Origin of the sequence: Aestuariibacter salexigens DSM 15300, assembly GCF_000429145.1 — a bacterium.
Taxonomy (GTDB): domain Bacteria; phylum Pseudomonadota; class Gammaproteobacteria; order Enterobacterales; family Alteromonadaceae; genus Aestuariibacter; species Aestuariibacter salexigens.
Genome location: NZ_KE386852.1, coordinates 91,116 through 109,687 on the forward strand (window position 1 = coordinate 91,116; position 18,572 = coordinate 109,687).

An 18,572-nucleotide genomic window follows, 5' to 3' on the forward strand; every position below is an offset into this window, starting at 1 on the left:
GGATTAGCACTTTTTACTGTAATTTATCCAGATAGTTCAGTGCCGTTGCCAGCATTTGTGCAAACACTGGATTACTTTGCGGAATACTGCAGGGCTCAGGGTCTTCCACCTGACTTTTATCGAACTGCATAGAAACCAGCATCGGTGCGCTGACCACGACATCTGCATGGCATACATCAAGGGCCTCAGCCACAATAAATGATGTATTGTCGGCGGTGCCATGTGCGAGCAACGCTTTCACGCCATCTACCGGTGTCGTGGTGTCTGCTTCAGAATGCGCCGCGAAGATGGGCATTGATAGAGATTTCCCCTGCTCTAGTTGTTCGCGTATATCAAAAATGACATCCATCAGTACCAGTGCAGCATAGCCCGATACGGCAGGATACTTGTATGGGTTGGGTCCTTCGCTCTGATAATGACCATCGATGATTTTGGCTAACCATTTACTGCCCCATATCCGCGCCATTTTCTCAGCATTATCCTGCAGCTTCAGGGCACCGGAAAATAACATTAACCCGCTTACCGACGTGTCATGATGGAGAATATGATGAACAGACAGAGCCGCTCCGGTCGAAAATCCGCCCAATACCAACGAGCCTCCCAATGGCGACGCAATATCCACCAGCGTCGCAACATGCTCATGCCAGCGGGATTTCAGGTCACTGTCCTGCATATCCGCATCAGCCCGCTTCTTGCCGTGTCCAGGCAACAAGCCGACCACCACATTATGGCCTTGCTGATGGATAGCTGCGGCAATGTCCCGAAAATAGAAAGGCGAGTCACTTAACCCATGGAACAGCACCACCACTTTATCGGTCTTACGGCCATGGTGAAGAATGTAAGGACCATTTCCTTCATTGCGTAAGGCTCCAGAACACACTCTGTATCCGTGTTCTGGCTGTTTTTGACAGTCCCGAACCGATCCTAATTCGCGCTTGTACAGGGTGGTAAAGTCCTTGAGAACAAAGTCAATGGCATGGCCAGGAATGGCTGCCATAATCAGGAGCAGTAACAACGCGAACCTGTTTGTGGTGACACTGCCCCTGCTTATTTCAGCCATACTGCCTTTCTCCGCTACGCTTTTCTGGCTTCACACCACGACGCCAGCTCTTCGCTGCCGCCAATATGCTGACCGCCTATAAACACCTGAGGCACGGTTTCACGACCCGTAATCGCTTTCAATGATGTAAAGGTCGCATCTTTGCCCATCACGACCTCTTCATAGTTCAGCCCTTGCTCGTCTAATAGCGCTTTTGCTTTTGCACAGAACTGACAGCCGGGTTTGGTCAGGATAGAAATAGGCTGTGGTTTAACCGCATCAGGTGCAATGTAATCCAGCATTGTATCCGCATCCGACACCTCAAAAGGGTCGCCCGGCACATCTGGTTCGATGAACATTTTTTCAATCACGCCGTCTTTAACAAGCATTGAATAGCGCCAGCTGCGCTTGCCAAAGCCAAGCTCTTTTTTATCTACCAGCATGCCCATGCCCTCAGTGAACTCGCCATTTCCGTCCGGGATCATGGTGATGTGTTCAGCTTCCTGATCGGCACACCAGGCATTCATCACAAAGGTATCATTCACACTGACACACAGAATTTCGTCAACACCGTGATGTTTCAGCGTCGGCGCCAGCTCGTTATAGCGCGGCAGGTGACTTGAAGAACATGTTGGAGTAAAGGCACCAGGTAATGAAAACACCACCACTGTTCGGCCGTTAAAAATATCGTCACCGGCGATTTTTACCCATTCATCGCCTTTGCGCGCAGGCCAGATAACGCTTGGCACTTTCTGACCTTCGATGTTAGCTAAAGGTGCTGTTGCATTGTTCATTTCTCATTCTCCGCTTGATGATTTGCATACATCATAGCTACAGATCTCAAAATTAAGAAGCTGATTAAAATAATCAAATTGATTGAATTAAACGATTAACTTCCCAGCTTTAGTTCGTCTAGCTGATACTTATCGATGAGCGAATACAGTGTCGGTCTGGTGACGCCAAGCAGTTCCGCAGCTTTAGACATATTTTTTTCAGACTGGTAATACGCTTTGCGGATCGCCCGGCTTTCAGCCAGCTCTCGTACTTCGCGTAAATTGAGGCTTTCAAGCTGAGCGTCGTCATCTTTGACCATCAAACCCAGATCGTCTGCCTGTACTACCGCGCCTTCTGCCAGGATGATGGCCGACTTGAGCTTGTTTTGCAGTTCACGGATATTGCCGGGCCACTTATGCTGCAACATGGCTTTGATAGCTGAATCACTGAACCCTTTTACTTTGGCATTGAACTCCTCGCGGTATTGGTCAAGGAACGTGCGCGCCAACAGCACCACGTCATTGTCACGTTCGCGTAGAGGCGGGATATTGATCACAATTTCACCAACCCGATAGAACAAGTCTTCGCGAAACGTTTGCTCTGCAACCATGTCATGCAGATCCCTGTGGGTTGCACACACGACCCGAATGTCGACAGGGATTTCAGACCTGCCCCCTACCCTTTCGATCACCCGTTCCTGCAGGAAACGTAGCATTTTGGCCTGTAAGCCCAGTGGCATGTCGCCGATCTCATCGAGAAACAGGGTGCCGCCCTGCGCGGTTTCAATTTTTCCCGGTGTGGTCTTGTTGGCACCCGTGAACGCCCCCTTCTCATAACCGAACAGTTCACTCTCAAGCAGGTTTTCAGGAATAGACGCACAGTTAATGGCGACAAAGGGTCTATCCCGCCGCGAGCTATGTTCGTGAATACTGCGCGCAAACACTTCTTTACCCGTGCCGCTCTCGCCAAGTAACAGAGTGGTGATATCTGTCTGCGCAATTTTTTCAGCTTTGCGCGCCACCATCTGAATGGATTCACTGTTACCAATGATCTTACCCATTGACGCAGACGCTTTCGCCAACTGACGGTTCTCCTGTTCAAGGTTGAACAGGTTGACGGCGCGATTAACCAGGATCTTGATGGTGTCAGAGTCAATTGGCTTCTGATAGAAATCATAGGCGCCCAGCTCAATCGCTTTTAGCGCATTTTCCTTATCGTTATTCCCCGTTACCACTATCACTTTGGTTTGTGGGGCCAGAGACAGGATCTCCTCCAGAGCCTGAATACCTTCAGAGGCATTTGCTGGATCAGGGGGCAAACCAAGGTCTAGCGTAACGACCTTGGGCTCATGTCGGCGTAATTGCGCAATGGCAGATTCACGGTCTTGTGCGAACACAACGTCGTAATCCGTAAAGCTCCACTTGAGTTGTTTCTGAATGCCAAGATCGTCATCGACGACTAATAATTTATCCATTGCGTAGTGTGTTCCTGTTACTGCATCGTTACATATTACCAGCGACTCACGTCTAGTCTATCGGGAAATATAAGGTAAACGTTGAGCCTTCACCTTCTTTGCTGTCAACCTCAAGACGCCCGCCAATACGTTGCATGAAATTTCTTGCGTCGTACGCACCAATGCCCATCCCGGCGTTGCCCTTGGTTGTATCAAATGGTTTGAACAAACGCTCGGCAATAAACTGCTCACTCATGCCGACCCCATTATCGATAATACTGACCATTAGCCACTGGTTGTCTGCAGACACATCAATTTGTACAGTAACATCACCGTCATCGGTCGTTGCCTGCTGCGCATTGCTGATAAGGTGATAAAGCACGTTCGACAGTTTGTCCTCATCCACCACAATCGCCTGATTTTGCAAAATTTTCACGTTGGGGTAAGGCTTGAGCGTGGCGCAGCGCTGACTGACTACCCGCTCTGCCAACACCGCCACATCACATAAACTCTGTTTGCTCTTTGCATCATCATGCTTTTCAGTTAACTGACTGAGCATTTTTTGCATACGGGTTTTGGTGTGTTGCAGCGTCTCAAACGTATCCTCTATAAACTCCGGATTGTTTTTGTGCTGCTCCGCGTTGGTCAGAATGAGGTCAATCTGTGCCAATACGTTTTTTAAGTCGTGCAAAACGAAGGCCGACATGCGACTGAATGCTGCAAACTGGGCATTCTCGGCGACTTCTTTTGCCGCTTCATAGTGAAAAATGTAATTGGCGACCTGTGCAGTGACCGCCGTCAGATAATCCCGTAGTTCCCAGTTAAGCTGTCGCAGCTCACCATCACCTGCTGACATGACCGCTATGCCCCATAGAGTGCTTTCCCGGTATAACGGCAACACCAGTTGAAATTGGCAACGTTCAACTTGTTCGGGACTGAGTTTCAAACCTTCATAGTTATAGGGCTGATAACGCATCTCGTGCATATCAATGAGCCAATGCTGATGCGTCAGGAATGCTTGTAACTGATCAAGTGTGCGCTCATCATCAGCATCGATCTGCTGATGACCTAAATTCGCCACAATTTCTCTGTGCCCCTGCTGCACGGAGAACAGGATGCCATGATTGTAACCAATTGCATTTAGCAAACCGGTCAGTGACGCCTGATACACATCGGACTGACTATTGTCTTCAGTCTGAGATAGCTGTTGCGACAGTTTTAGCCACTCAATGCGATAATCGAACTGATTCGCGAAGAAATGTTTGGTAATAAAGACTTTAACTTTGGTGCGAAAATGATTCGATAAAAACAGCGTGGCAAGTAGCGTCAGGGAAAGGGCAACCAGTACCGCCTGAATAGTCGTACTCCATTGCCCCCCAATATATTTGATCAGGTATCCCGCCATTGCCATGACAAACAGATAGGCACCGGCAACCAACAACAGGGAGCTGTGCAGCACTACCTCCCTGGACACGAAGATGTCCAGGCCCCACTGCTGTATGCGACGTATTGCCAGCACCAGAAGTGGTAACAGTGCCACATAGATATAGCCTCTGGCCGCAATATAAAACGGCTCCAACTGCCCGACCATGGTCGCATTGGCATACATCACAAAATCAAACAGATTTGTGGCACCAAGGAACAGCACCAGAGGCTTAAATGACCAGCGCTCACTGCCTGACTGACGGTAGATGAGTTCGAGAATAACCAGAATCTGCAGCGCAATGGTGGTTTGCAGTAAATAGGAGTACGTCAGGGGCAGCGGTAAAATAAACGGCAGCAACACGGATGCGAGAGGCAGTGCAAGCATCACCCAGGAAGCAGGTCGCGAGAAAACCTGCCCGAGAGTGGAGAAATCCTGCTTCAGACACGCGGCTAAAAACACTGTCCAAATAAGATATTTAAAGCTGTCCGCTAACAGGATGTTGCCAATCACCAGCGGTCCGACAAACTGCGTAATCTGGCTCAATGCCCACAACACGCTGGTCAGTGTTGCCAGCACCAGCAGGTATTTTGCCAGCCCGGGTTTCCTAACCGTGAACAGCAACAACATAAGAAGCGCATATCCTAATGCGCTAAGTCCATATCCTATATCTGACAACATACCGAATCAGTTCCCTTGTCTGCCGTAAGCGGCTGGCTCACTAGCGCTTGCGCACCACCAGACTGCCGATGGAATAACCTGCACCGAATGAGCATAAAATGCCATAGTCGCCGCTTCCAAGATCCTCATGATGCAAAGCAAAAGCAATTACCGAACCCGCAGAGGCGGTGTTGGCATAGCGGTCTAACACAATAGGCGCTTCGTCAGCAGTGGCGTCGCGGCCCAGTAACTTCTTGCTGATCAACAGGTTCATGTTGATGTTGGCCTGATGCAGCCACCACCGCTTCACATCTGCAGGAGTCAACTGGTGAGCAGCGAGATGCTCGCTGATGTGCTCTGCAGCAAGTGGACACACGTCCTTAAAGACTTTACGGCCAGCCTGATGGAAGAGTTTATCAGGACCGTAAGGGTCCACGTCATTGGCTCTGCTCATATAACCAAAACTGGAACGGATATTATTGGAAAACTTGGTCAGAGCCTTGGTGCTCATCACCTCATACTGATGCTCACCGCTTGCGCTATCGGCCGATTCCAGAATAACCGCTGTGGCGACATCACCAAAGATAAAGTGGCTGTCCCGATCGGTATAATTGATTTGCGGAGAGACCAGTTCCGGATTAATTACCAGCACGCATCCTGCGGTACCAGCCTTGATCATTTCATATGCCCGGTGCATGCCGAACGTGGCCGCTGAACAAGCCACCAGCATGTCAAAGCCAAACCCGTCGATCCCCAACTCCTGCTGAACCTCAATCGCAATGGCCGGATAGGCTCTCTGCGTATAAGCGCACGACACGATCACTGCATCAATGTCACATGCTTCCTTATTTGCTGCTGACATGGCTTTACGGGCCGCTTCTATCGCAATTTCAGCCTGATTCGACAGCTCATTTTCACCGCGCTCCGGTATCGCCGGACGCATTCTGTCAATATCGAGAATGCCGTCTTTAACATAGGCAAATCGACTTTTGATACCCGACGCTTTTTCGATAAATTCAGCACTGGATTTGGGCTTGGCTTCTAGCTCGCCATTTTCTATGGCCTCGGCATGCTGCTGATTATATTTATCCGCAAAGGCATTATATGCATCGACCAGCTCCTCGTTACTAATAGCGTGAGGAGGTGTCCATAAGCCTGCACCACTGATTACTACTGCAGTCATGATTGTGTCCTGAAAACCTAAACATGAAGAGCATATACCAATGGGTAGGCCACTGTCATGGCAGAGTTGGTCTGACAACAAAAAACGGCGCCAGTTGGCGCCGTTTCATCCTTATTTCAGATTTAATTTGGCGTAATTTGCCATACGGTTACGGTACCGCTAATTTCACTGCCGACGATCAACATTGGCGCGCCAGTCGGGCTGTCATCGCCACTAACAAATACCAGGCTTTCCGGTGCAAGGTCACCAATTACGTCACCTGAGTCAAGTCCATCGGTCAAATCTCGATTTATCACGTAATCAACAAAGAAAGTGTCATATGGGTTCGTTACATCGTAAACAAAAATGCCACTCATGCGCTCCAGACCTATAAAAGCGTATGTACGATCGCCGATAGTGCCGACCGTCAGTGCTTCAGGCTCGGGGCCTTTATTTTCAGAACGGCTATCTCCTACGTTAGCTCGGTCACCGTTATTGAACTGATTACCATGAACCGATGCGGTTATGCGCTCGAAGTCATCACCTGAATCAAATACAGTAAGGCCATTTTGATCCCAGATAGTGAATGAACGGGCGCCGTAGGTGTAAGCAGCACTGTATTCGCCATCATCATCGGCATCACCCAGCTCCATTGTCACACGCAGGTCGTTGATGGCACCTGCCATCTGCAACCCTTCCAAATCAGAAGCCGCTTCCGCAGTCAGGTTGCCAAGTCTGGCTTCATCTGTATATGACAAGCAGCCATCATCTGCGTCAAATGACAGGCCACCGGCGTCCAAACAAGCTTGCTCGTCCGCAGCGTCGAAGAAGTACTCTCTGGCGTCACCTTCGTTGGCGGTAACCAGGAAACGCGCGCCTTTCCATTCGTATGAGGCAATGGTATCCGGCATGTACACACCATACAGCCCGTCATATTTACCGAAGCTGACGGCACCATCTTCAGCACCGTCAAAGTTCAATCCGCTCCAATTTTTGAAGCCCAGACCAACAATCTCTACCGTCAGATCTTCCAGATCCAGCACGGCCACACCGTTGTTTTCCTGCAGTGTTACGTAAGCCGTATCATTGGTGGTAACGATATATTCGGGCTCCAGGTCCTGGGCCAGCGTCGTTTCGATCAGCACGCCGTTGATGGTGCGACCACTTGGATTAGGGAAGTGCATACCTTGTTCTTTAAGCTCTTCCATTGTCACGGTCAAATCCCCGAACCCGACTGTGTCGGCAGTCTCCTCTGGCTCAACATTACGCAGAATGTCGATAACTGAAATACTGCCTTCCGGGTCGACCGTATAGTCGCCACTAGGTTCACCCTCGTTGGCGACGATCACTTTGCCACCGTCTGGTGTGAAGGTCACCATATCAGGCAGGTTACCCACTTCTACTGCATCCAGGAATGCAGGGGCTCCCGCATCCAAACCGTTATAAAAGAGCACAAATCCGTTCGCCGCATGCTCTTGCGCTGCAACAGCGACGGCCATCAAATCGCCTGAAACCGCAATACTGTTCATGCCGCCTAGCGCAACACCATTGGCTTCTGCCGGCAGTGCAATAGACGTCGCACCAAGGTTAGTGGTACCGATAGGGTCGGACATTTCAGAACCAGCTAATGAACTGGCGTCAATAATAGCAATAGTATTGTTTCTACTATTCGTTGCGTAAATCGTGTTGGTTTCAGCATGATATTGAACGACCTCAGCGGACCCCGCACCGGCAATGGCTGCGCGCCCTATGACAGATAGGCTGACACCAAGTGACGCGTCGCTACCGTCTGCTCCATCTTGTCCATCTTGTCCATCCTGACCGTCTTGGCCATCGGCTCCTGGTGCGCCTTGTTCACCTTGAGGCCCCTGTGCACCCGTATCTCCCTGTGCACCATCATCGCCATCAAGACCACAGCCTGAGAGTGCTGCTGTGACGAACAGTGCAAGAACACCGTATTTAAACTTATTCTGAGCAGACATGCGCTTTCCTTTTTCGTTTTTGTAACCGTTACATCAAAATCTTAAACACTTAATCAGCAAAATGGTAGTCGAATAATTCAACAGCCACGCGCTATCGGACTCCAACCTGGAGCATCGCAACATTACGCAACCAATATGACATTTTTATTAGCGTATGTTGACCTTTTGTCCAGCATACTCTGAAAGGCTTGTCGGGGTAAAGGAGGCTGTGAAAAGGCGGTCGACTTTCGACGACCGCGTCGTTGAGGTTTTGCAGACTAATCTCAGAAAGTATAACTATTCACGTTGGTCAACAAATCTTCGACCGATTGCTTATTCTGTACGCAGGCCATCACATCTGACTGTCGGAACACATACACGCGGTCGGCGACATCACCCTCTTCATTGCGCACAAAGTCCGTTAATACAAAGCTGATATTCTGGTCACCCGGCAGGCTTTTTAATCCTGCTCCGAAGCGGCACAGCATATCGCCCACACTGGCCTCAAAAGCAGCGAGGAACTGGCCATATTGCTTTTGTCTGGCTTCACGCTGCTCTGCACGTTGCTGCTCTTGCTCTTGCTCAATCTTATTGGCAAAAGCTTCCAGTTCAGCCCTTTGTTTGTCCAAATCAGATAGTTCCGACTGCAATTCATCCAAATCCTGCTGAATATCCTTTCTGCGTTCACCTTCTGCGTTACGGGCTTCAAACTCTAAATCTCTTTTTCGTCGTTCTACTTCTCGTTGCTCCCACGCTAACTCCCTGGAGCGTGAACGCAGCTCGCGCATACGCTCGGCGTTTTCCCGCACGGATTCCTGGCGCTCGGCAAACAGATCGGCAAACATGTCTTCCCAGTCATGCTCATCCATATCGAGAAGCACTTCGCCATCGCCGGTTCGAATATGCAGCGGCGTTTTGGGCGCTTTAGGTGCCAGTACCGGCATCACCAGGCCAGGTATGTCGATGGTCCAGCCCTGTCCCGCGCCCGTAGTCGCCACCTCAAACACGACCCCTTGATTTGCCAGGTAGGTTGAGTCGATAGAACGAAACCGAATAGGCTGGCGTTCATTACTTTGCTTGAGTGACGTTGCCACCACGCTGGACATCACCTCAAGCTCTTTACCTAACTGGTTAAGGTCTACCTTAGCACTTGCACTGGTACTCAGCGTGGCGGCCAGTGCGATTCCTGTCAAAGACGATAATTTCATTTTCTACATCCTCATTATTGCTGCACAGATGCAGGGGAAAGAGCACCGGGCTCAGTGTAAATTTCCTGCTGTAACTGATTGATTTGTCGTGCGTAAAATAACTGATCGTCACTACGCTGCTGATTAATAAAACTGATGAGTTCGGCGAAATCCTCGCGACGTTCCTGACGGCTTGAGGCCAGCAAATAGGCAGTTAACTCAGCATTGCTGGTTTGTTGCTGTTGTTGCAACGCGGCGGCATAGGTTGTGAACGCCACTTCCTGCTGTTGAGTAAACTTGTCGAGACGCTGCTCAACGATCTGGTTGGCAAGCAATTCCACTTCCTGCTGCTGTACCTGGTGACCAAACGACATGCTGAATACGCCATCCTGATAGCGAAATTGTGTACCACTGACAACCATCAGCATGGCGCAAACGGACATCGCCATCGACGCAGCGGGTATACCCTGCCATTGCCACCAGCGACGCTTGGGCTTGGATTGAAAGGTACTTTCCTTATCCCATTTGGGTACGTCGAGAGGCGTAAACTGCTCAGCGTGCATATGCACCTGATTGACCGTTTCAACCATCTTTGAGAACGACTCATCTTCTGCCAAACGGCGCTCAAAAAGTTGCCGCTGACTGTCATCCAGATTCCCGTCCATCCACAGACTGAGCAGGGTTTCATTATCAAGCTCAGGCATAATCCACCTCCAGTGAGGAACGTAATTTCGATAGTGCGGAGTAAAGTCGGGATTTCGCCGTATTAGTTGAAATCCCGAGCTGTTCCGCTATTTCTTCAAAAGTAAACTGGCCAAAAAATTTAAGTTCAACAATGGCCTTCTGAGACAGCGGCAGCTGTTGCATCGCGTTGCTCAAATGATTGCCAAGTTGCCCATCAGCCACACCTTGTTCAAGACATGTCTGTTCTGCTTTCAGCTCTGGTTCGTCGTCAAGAGACTGCATCGGCCGCTTGCGTCGGTAATATTCGACACAGCGAAAGTGAGCAATCCTGAATAACCAATTCTTGAAACTGCCCTCACCGCGATAGCTAGCAAGGTTTCGAAATACAGACACAAACACATCCTGCATTAAATCCAGTGCATCAGCCTGATTACCCGTCATACGGACGCCATAGTTATAGATAGATTTCTCGTATCGGGAAATTAACCCTAACCAGGCTCTTTTATTGCCGGCTAATGCACTGGTGATTAACTGTTCGTCAGTTTTTTCAAACACCCTTATTGCATTCCTTGTTGCTGCATTAGTGCAGTGTGTTAGTCGTTGTGAGGTATAGTCGAGAGGGTTGGCAAAAAAGTTTGAATGGCTGGATAAATTATTTATCCAGCGTCGGAATAGGCATCAGCGGCGCTAACAGTTCAGCCAGGTGTCTGAATAGTTGCATACGCGTTGTGCCATTTCGCCACACCAGGCCAATTTCCCGATAAGCCTGTTTTTCGGCCGGTAAACTCACCAATGACGTAGATTCAAGGATGCGATTAGACAGGGCCAATTCGGGCATAAAGGTAAAGCCCATCTTACTGTTAGCCAGTTGCACCAGCGTGTACAGTGACGACGCTGCCAGAGAGCTGACCTGCTCTTTATGCTGCAGGCCACAGGCACTGACGGCATGTCCGGTCAGACAGTGCTCACGCTGCAGCAGAAATACGCTTTTTTTCGGCAGCGCAGAGACATCCATAGGTTGTGGCAACGTATCCACCAAGTCGCAGTGGGCGATAAGATGAAAAGGGTCGTGACCAATGACCAACTGTTTACATCCGGGCGTTTCCATCGGCAACGCCAACACCAGCAGGTCCAATACCCCCTCGTTAAGCTGAGTCAGTAGGTTCTCGGTGGTATCCTCCTGCAATTGCAAGGTCAGATCGGGCAGCGACTGTTTGATTTCATGAATAAGAGGCTCAAACAGGAATGGCGCGATAGTCGGGATGACACCGAGCTTAAGGTTACCGGCCTGCCAATTGCCTGCAGAGTCAGCAAAATCAATCAGCTCTTTCGCCTCGTTTAACAACGCTTTGCTACGCTCGACCAATTCCAGACCGAATGGCGTAAACACGAAGGTTTTATGCTCTCGCTCAAGCAGCTGATAGCCAAACTGCTCCTCAAGATTCTGAATTGCCGTGCTTAATGTGGACTGGCTGACATGGCAGCGTTTTGCAGCACGGTTAAAGTGTTGTTCCTGATGCAGGGTTACCAGATAGTGAAGATGTTTGAGATTTGGCCATTTCATAAATCTGATTAAAACTCACTATATTAATTAATAAAACCAATATAGTGAGTTAATCAGAAATGTCCAATCAAGATCAGGATGTGAACAAAGATACAAAAATATAAAAGAAGATAATGGAAAGCCCGGCGCCAGCGGGCAAGGTAACCACCCAAGACACCACGATATTTCTTACGACCCCAAGATTCAATGCAGCAATGCCTCGTGCCATGCCTACGCCAAGTACGGCACCCACCAGGGTTTGTGTGGTAGAAATGGGTAATCCGGTTCCTGACGCAATGACCACGGTGGTCGCTGCGGCCAGTTCAGCCGCGAACCCGCGGCTGGGTGTCAGGTGAGTGATCCCCTTGCCGATGGTCGCGATGACGCGATGACCAAAAATCGCGAGGCCAGCAACGATACCTATAGCGCCCAGAGGTAAAATCCACCATACCAATTTGGCTTTGCCCTCAATGACCCCACCATTCGATACAACGCTTACTACTGCTGCCAGTGGCCCGATGGCGTTCGCTACGTCATTGGAACCATGTGCAAATGCCATACAACACGCAGTCACAATCATCAGCACAGCAAACACTTTTTCTACGTTCGCATAGTGAGTCAATTTATCAGCGGTTTCATTAAACTTCAGGCGGCTAATGACTATTTTCCCGATAATGCCGATGCCAACCGCAATCCCTATAGCAATCAGATATCCGCTACTGGTAGATAGCTCAAGGCCAACATGTTTGAGACCCTTTTTTATCGTCACTAGTGACATGACAAATCCAGCGAAGGCCATGTACATAGGCACATATTTTTTGGCCTGTTCAAACGGGTTTTCAGTATCAAAAATAAGGCGCTGAGCACTCAAAAATATAAGGTAAGCAATCACACCTGATATGGCTGGTGTAACAATCCAGCTGCCAACAATCCCTCCTACCTTCACCCATTCAATCGCTTCTGTGCCAACACCTACGGCAGCAAAGCCAATGATGGCGCCGATAATTGAATGTGTTGTTGACACTGGCCAGCCCAAATAGGACGCAAAAGCCAACCACAGCCCCGCCGCAAGCAGCGATGCAATCATGCCAAATACCAGATATTCAGGTATGTCAATGAAGTAACTGCTGTCAATAATTCCCTTACGAATCGTTGACGTCACTTCGCCGCCTGCCAGATACGCTCCAGCGAATTCGAATATCATGGCAATAATGATGGCTTGCTTGACGGTCAGGGCTTTTGAACCAACGGAAGTGCCCATAGCGTTAGCGACGTCATTCGCGCCAATGCCCCATGCCATCAAAAAACCTACCGCTGCTGCAATGATGATTAAGATTGTGCCGTAGCTAGTGAGTATATCCATGCTGAACCAAACCTATTTAGCTAACATCAATTCGAGTCTTGCACCAGCGCGCTCTGCTACGTCTGCCAGGCCGCCGACGGACTCGAATACCTTATATAAGAACATCACATCTATAGGATTCATCGTGCTCTCCAACGATTTAAGTGAGGCTCTTAGTGCAATTTGTAAGTCGTCAGTGTCGTCTTCTATTTCATCAAGCTTATCTATCATCGCCTCGGCAAGCTTGGCCTCTCGGCCACTGAACCCTGTTTCCAGCAAATCGTCCATTTCGTTGATCAACACTCTGGCCTGCTCAGTTGCGTCCAAACAACGTTCAACGTAGGTCATAAAACTGGACTGTATAGCATCTGGGATGACTAACTCGCGTCCCAATACCCGCCCGGCAATATCTTTGGAAAGATTGGCGATTTTGTCCTGCACAGTTAAGAGCTGAAGCAGGTCCTGGCGATTGATAGGAAGGAAAATTCCGTTGGGCAAGCTACTGCGGAGGTTTCGTTTAATGTCATCTGCCCGCTTCTCAAGTGAGTTGATCAGTTGGTAAACATGTTTTGCTTCCGCCCAGTCTTGTTGAAAAACCGCGCGGAAAAAAGCCGGTAACTGTTGGGAACACTCACATACCACATTGATATGTTCTTCCAATGGCTTCAATGGTGATTGTGCAAATACACCGAGAAATGAATTTTTCGCCATACTACATCCTCAATATCTGACGCCGTTTTGAGCCAGGCGCGTTGTTGGGTGGCGTAAAGATAGCAGTCTAGATTCGGTCCTGCCATCCAATTTGTCTGTTAATGTTTTCCAGGGCGCATAACAGCTGTATTGCCCTATCGCAAGGCCGACGTGGTCGCTTATCAAAACGACACTGGCGCACCCCGCATGAAAGCGGCGTAAGTGTAATGACCATGGCTTTGAATTCATAGGGTTTTAATTAAACTTGCTGTGTAAACAAATCTGTTCACTACTAGCAACAAAATGTTAGTTTTATGGGCTATGATGAAATGAAATCACGCCCCCCTTATTTTGCATCATTGTGCTGCGCATCGGGGGTCAAGGAGAACGATAGGATGAAGCCGATTATTTTTACTCTGGTGGGGGCTGATAAACCGGGTCTAATCGAGTCATTAGCCAAAACGGTCTATCAGTACGGCGGCAATTGGTTGCGCTCGAACTTTTCGCATATGGCCGGTCACTTTGCAGGGTTTGTGGAAATCGATTTGCCGGAGGAGCAGCATCAGGCGTTAATTGACGCATTTAATGCTCACCCGGATTTAAAAATCACGTTGATGTCTGCTGCCGGACGTGAAGCGAAATTTCCCAATACCGCCGTTATTAATATTATGGGTAATGATAAACCCGGCATCGTTCAGGAAGTCACCGGCGTGCTCAATCAGTTCAATATTAATATTCGTAGCTTCGATTCTGTGTGTGAAAGCGCACCTAACTGGGGCTCTGAATTATTCAAAGCACAGGCGGTGATCGCCATTCCCGATGATTTTGACCTCGATACTCTGGCCGAACGATTGGAGCATATCGCTAACGACATGGTGGTCGATATCGATCTACAGCAATAGAACGTGTGACCTTACAGACCAATACTGACTGCTTGTTGTCGCACTGTTCTGGCAGGTTAACGGAATAAATATCGATTGAATGATTACAGAGTTATGTTGAACAGAGAACTGTATTATCCGAAGGAACTCAGCTGGCTGTCGTTTAATGAGAGAGTGCTACAAGAGGCAGCGGACGAAAATAATCCAATCGTCGAACGCATTCGCTTTTTAGGAATATTCTCCAATAATCTGGATGAGTTTTATCGCGTTCGTGCCGCCGATGTAAAACGTCAAATCACTATCTATCAAAATGAGGGTAATGAAGAGCTAACCCGTCAGGCAATGCATTTAATGGAGCAAATTCAGCAGCGCAACCTGAAGCTGACCAAAGAATTCGACCGGGTTTACAAAGAAGTCGTTCACACACTTTCTCGCTACGGCATTTACCTGATCACCAAAAGCGATGTGAGTGATTACCAAAGCAGCTGGCTTAAAAATCATTTCCGTAACAAAGTACTGCGCCATATCACACCAATCCTTATTGATTCGAAGGTTGACCTGGTTAAGCGATTAAATGATTCCGCGACTTATCTCTATGTCGCGATTCGACGAGAAAATGGCAACACGAGATACGCGGTTCTGGAAGTGCCCACCAGTGCAATGTCGCGTTTTGTGGTGATCCCGCCGGAAAAAAGCCGAAAAAAGAAACACATTATCCTGCTCGATGACATTGTCGAACTGTGTCTTGACGAGATCTTCAGAGGGTTTGTCAGATACGACTCTCTGGAAGCGTATTCCTTCAAAATGACCCGTGATGCTGAATACAGCATCACGGAGGAAATAGATGAAAGCTACGTTGAGAAAATGTCGGAGAGCATGAAACAGCGTTTAACCGCAGAGCCTGTTCGCGTTATCCACGATGCTGATATGCCTGAAGATATGCTACTCGATCTGAGCAAGCGATTACGTATCAGCAAGCTGGACACCCTCGTATCTGCTGGCCATTACCGCAACTTTAAAGACTTTATTGGTTTTCCTAATGTCGGGCGAAAATATCTTGAGAATGAAAAGTTGCCGGCACTTACTACCCGCGCATTCAGCGACTTTGATACTGTATTTGACGCCATCAAGCATCATGACATCCTGCTGTACTATCCGTACCACCGCTTTCTACATTTTACCGAGTTCGTGCGTCAGGCTGCGTTCGACCCCAGTGTCAAAACCATTCGCCTGAATATCTATCGGGTCGCGTCTAATTCACGGGTGATTAATTCACTCATTGATGCGGTTGATAACGGCAAAGCGGTCACCGTCGTGGTTGAGCTAAAAGCCAGGTTCGATGAAGAAAACAACATCGAATGGTCAAAGCGTATGACTGAAGCAGGGATCCGAGTGATATTAGGGATCCCGTCTCTGAAAATTCACAGTAAATTGTGTGTAGTGAGTCGTGAAGAGAAAGGTAGTCTGGTCCATTACGCTCATTTTGGCACTGGCAACTTCAATGAAAAAACCGCCAAGATCTATACCGACTTTAGCCTGTTCACCGCGAATCAGGAATTGGCTGACGAAGCTGTCAACGTGTTCGATTTCATCCAGTACCCTTATCGTCGCCATCGATTTCAGCATTTACAGGTATCGCCGATCAATGCCAGAACCAAGATTCAGTCTTTAATCCGATCAGAAATTCAGCATGTGGTAGAAGGTAAGAAAGGCCAAATAACGTTCAAGATCAATAACCTGGTTGATAAAGAGCTCATTGACGACTTATATCGAGCCAGCCAGGCTGGCGTAAAGATCCGCGCGATCATACGAGGCATGTGTTCACTGATACCAGGCATAAAAGGGATGAGTGAAAATATTGAAATCATCAGCGTGGTTGACCGTTTTCTGGAACACCCGCGAGTGATGGTATTCGACAATGACGGCGATCCCAAAGTATTCATCTCCTCAGCGGATTGGATGACCCGTAATATGGATTTGCGCATTGAGGTAGGCTGTCCTATTTATGACCCAACACTCAAAGCACGCATTCTCGACATTCTTGACATCCAGTTCAAAGATACGCTGAAAGCACGCGTTATCGATGCTGAACAGTCGAACAAGTATGTAAAACGCGGCAATCGTAAGCACTTGCGTTCACAAATTGAAACCTATAGCTATCTAAAAGCGCTCGAAAAACAGGACAATACTTAACGTGGCTGAGCAACCCCACAGCAACCTTGAAACCACGTTTGATGATGTCGAAACCCGAGACACCACAAAGGTCGCGGCGCTCGATATTGGCTCCAATAGTTTCCATCTGGTGGTCGCCAGATTGGTTGCCGGCTCTGTACAGATTCTTCACCGCGTAAAACAAAAAGTCAGACTGGCTGATGGTCTGGGTGCCGATGGCGTGTTAAGTCAGGAAGCCATTCACCGTGGCCTTCAGACACTCACCGTTATCGCCGAAAGTCTACAGGGTTTTGAGCCGGATTCGGTGCGCATAGTGGCCACCTACACGCTGCGAAAAGCGAAAAACGCCCGGGACTTTATTAAAGCGGCCAGCTATATCATGCCCTATCCGGTTGAGGTGATTTCAGGTACTGAAGAAGCTCGCCTAATCTACTCTGGTGTTGCGCACACGCATCATCTGGAAGGACGCAGACTGGTGGTTGATATCGGCGGCGGCTCCACAGAGTTTATTGTTGGTGACGGTTTTGAGCCAAAGCTGTTGCGCAGCCTTCAGATGGGCTGTGTGACCTATACCCAGCGTTTTTTTAAATCCGGTGAACTGAAACGAAAAGCGTTCAAAAAAGCGATCACTGCAGCACAGCAGGAACTGGAGCTGATAGATGAGAAGTATTTAAAACTCGGTTGGGAACAGGCCATCGGCACGTCAGGTACAACCAAAAACATTGTGATCGTGGCACAAACGCTGTCAGATTGTATAGAAAACCAGGTCTCACTCAATGCACTGGAATCACTCATCGACAAATGTGTGGATGCCGGGCACATAGATGAACTGTCACTTACGGGTATGAGCGATGAACGCAAACCCGTGTTTGCTGCAGGCCTGGCGATTTTAACCGCCATATTTCGCAGTCTGAACTTGACTGAGCTTGAATACTCTCCCGCCGCATTACGGGAAGGCGTGCTCTATGAGATGGAAGAAAGCCTACGTCACCATGATATTCGTGAGCGCACCGCGCAGAGTCTGGCAACCCGCTATGATGTTGATACCGAGCATGCAGGTATGGTGCTCTCTACTACCATGTCGCTATACGACAAGGTCGCGGACAGCTGGAAGATCAACAAGCCTGAGTTAAAAAGTATGCTCGGCTGGGCTGCCCTACTGCATGAAGTGGGCTTGCAAATAAACAGTCGTGGCGTGCAGCGCCACAGCGCCTACATCATTCAGAACGTTGACATGCCAGGCTTCAACCAGGAGCAACAAAACCTGTTAGCGACCCTGGTAAGATTCCAGCGTAAGAAAATTCGCCCCGCGGAAATTCCTGAGTTCAGCCAGTACAGCGCCGAAGATATTAGCAAATTGATCGCGATATTGCGCTTAGGTGTGCTGCTGAACATAAAGCGGCAACAGGGGATATTGCCGGAAATAAAGGTCAAAGCAAATAAACAGGTGCTGACAGTGCACTTTCCGCAAGAATGGCTTGAACAAAAGCCGCTGTTTAGTGCTGATTTAGAGCGAGAGAGCGAGCAAATTCAGGCGCTGGAGTTAAGCCTGAAGTATCAATGACGAGGTCCCGACCTGCGCCTAAAAAGACGCTGGCCGG

The 18,572-nt window shown here is 48.8% G+C and carries 15 protein-coding genes; 3 read left to right on the plus strand and 12 right to left on the minus strand.

Annotated elements, in window-relative coordinates; all coding sequences use genetic code 11:
- Positions 1-13 precede the first annotated feature (13 nt).
- The 12 genes from G441_RS0116800 to G441_RS0116855 form a co-directional block, all read right to left on the minus strand.
- Positions 14-1,060, minus strand: a complete 1,047-nt coding sequence (locus G441_RS0116800) for an alpha/beta hydrolase (RefSeq protein ID WP_051275686.1) — start codon at positions 1,058-1,060, stop codon at positions 14-16.
- Between the two features lie 14 nt (positions 1,061-1,074).
- Positions 1,075-1,833, minus strand: coding sequence for a glutathione peroxidase (locus G441_RS0116805; RefSeq protein ID WP_026377411.1), 759 nt, complete (start codon positions 1,831-1,833; stop codon positions 1,075-1,077).
- 95 nt (positions 1,834-1,928) lie between these two features.
- The gene (gene prsR, locus G441_RS0116810) at positions 1,929-3,287 is read right to left on the minus strand and encodes a PEP-CTERM-box response regulator transcription factor (protein WP_026377412.1); all 1,359 of its coding nucleotides are present in this window, start codon (positions 3,285-3,287) and stop codon (positions 1,929-1,931) included.
- A 52-nt stretch (positions 3,288-3,339) separates the two neighbouring features.
- Positions 3,340-5,370: an XrtA/PEP-CTERM system histidine kinase PrsK gene (gene prsK, locus G441_RS0116815; protein ID WP_026377413.1), complete on the minus strand. Its 2,031-nt coding sequence runs from the start codon at positions 5,368-5,370 to the stop codon at positions 3,340-3,342.
- A 40-nt stretch (positions 5,371-5,410) separates the two neighbouring features.
- Positions 5,411-6,535 (minus strand): beta-ketoacyl-ACP synthase III, encoded by a 1,125-nt coding sequence (locus G441_RS0116820; protein ID WP_026377414.1) that lies wholly within the window; start codon positions 6,533-6,535, stop codon positions 5,411-5,413.
- 119 nt (positions 6,536-6,654) lie between these two features.
- The gene (locus tag G441_RS0116825) at positions 6,655-8,493 is read right to left on the minus strand and encodes a choice-of-anchor I family protein (RefSeq protein ID WP_026377415.1); all 1,839 of its coding nucleotides are present in this window, start codon (positions 8,491-8,493) and stop codon (positions 6,655-6,657) included.
- 263 nt (positions 8,494-8,756) lie between these two features.
- Positions 8,757-9,680 (minus strand): hypothetical protein, encoded by a 924-nt coding sequence (locus G441_RS19015; protein ID WP_051275687.1) that lies wholly within the window; start codon positions 9,678-9,680, stop codon positions 8,757-8,759.
- Between the two features lie 14 nt (positions 9,681-9,694).
- Entirely contained in the window at positions 9,695-10,363 is a 669-nt protein-coding gene (locus G441_RS0116835) for an anti-sigma factor (protein WP_026377416.1), read from the minus strand.
- Entirely contained in the window at positions 10,356-10,898 is a 543-nt protein-coding gene (locus G441_RS0116840; RefSeq protein WP_026377417.1) for an RNA polymerase sigma factor, read from the minus strand. Before G441_RS0116840 ends, G441_RS0116835 begins: the two co-directional genes overlap by 8 nt.
- Before the next feature lie 97 nt (positions 10,899-10,995).
- The gene (locus G441_RS0116845; protein WP_026377418.1) at positions 10,996-11,907 is read right to left on the minus strand and encodes a hydrogen peroxide-inducible genes activator; all 912 of its coding nucleotides are present in this window, start codon (positions 11,905-11,907) and stop codon (positions 10,996-10,998) included.
- 73 nt (positions 11,908-11,980) lie between these two features.
- Positions 11,981-13,249, minus strand: a complete 1,269-nt coding sequence (locus G441_RS0116850; protein WP_026377419.1) for an inorganic phosphate transporter — start codon at positions 13,247-13,249, stop codon at positions 11,981-11,983.
- Between the two features lie 12 nt (positions 13,250-13,261).
- Entirely contained in the window at positions 13,262-13,939 is a 678-nt protein-coding gene (locus G441_RS0116855; protein ID WP_026377420.1) for a TIGR00153 family protein, read from the minus strand.
- A gap of 374 nt (positions 13,940-14,313) precedes the next feature.
- On the opposite strand from G441_RS0116855, the gene G441_RS0116860 reads away from it, so the two are divergent.
- The 3 genes from G441_RS0116860 (at position 14,314) to ppx (ending at position 18,535) form a co-directional block, all read left to right on the plus strand.
- Positions 14,314-14,820 (plus strand): glycine cleavage system transcriptional repressor, encoded by a 507-nt coding sequence (locus G441_RS0116860; RefSeq protein ID WP_026377421.1) that lies wholly within the window; start codon positions 14,314-14,316, stop codon positions 14,818-14,820.
- A gap of 93 nt (positions 14,821-14,913) precedes the next feature.
- Positions 14,914-16,992, plus strand: coding sequence for a polyphosphate kinase 1 (gene ppk1, locus G441_RS0116865; RefSeq protein WP_026377422.1), 2,079 nt, complete (start codon positions 14,914-14,916; stop codon positions 16,990-16,992).
- A gap of 1 nt (position 16,993) precedes the next feature.
- Complete coding sequence (ppx, locus tag G441_RS0116870) at positions 16,994-18,535, plus strand: exopolyphosphatase (RefSeq protein ID WP_026377423.1); 1,542 nt, start codon at positions 16,994-16,996, stop codon at positions 18,533-18,535.
- The last annotated feature ends 37 nt before the right edge of the window (positions 18,536-18,572 follow it).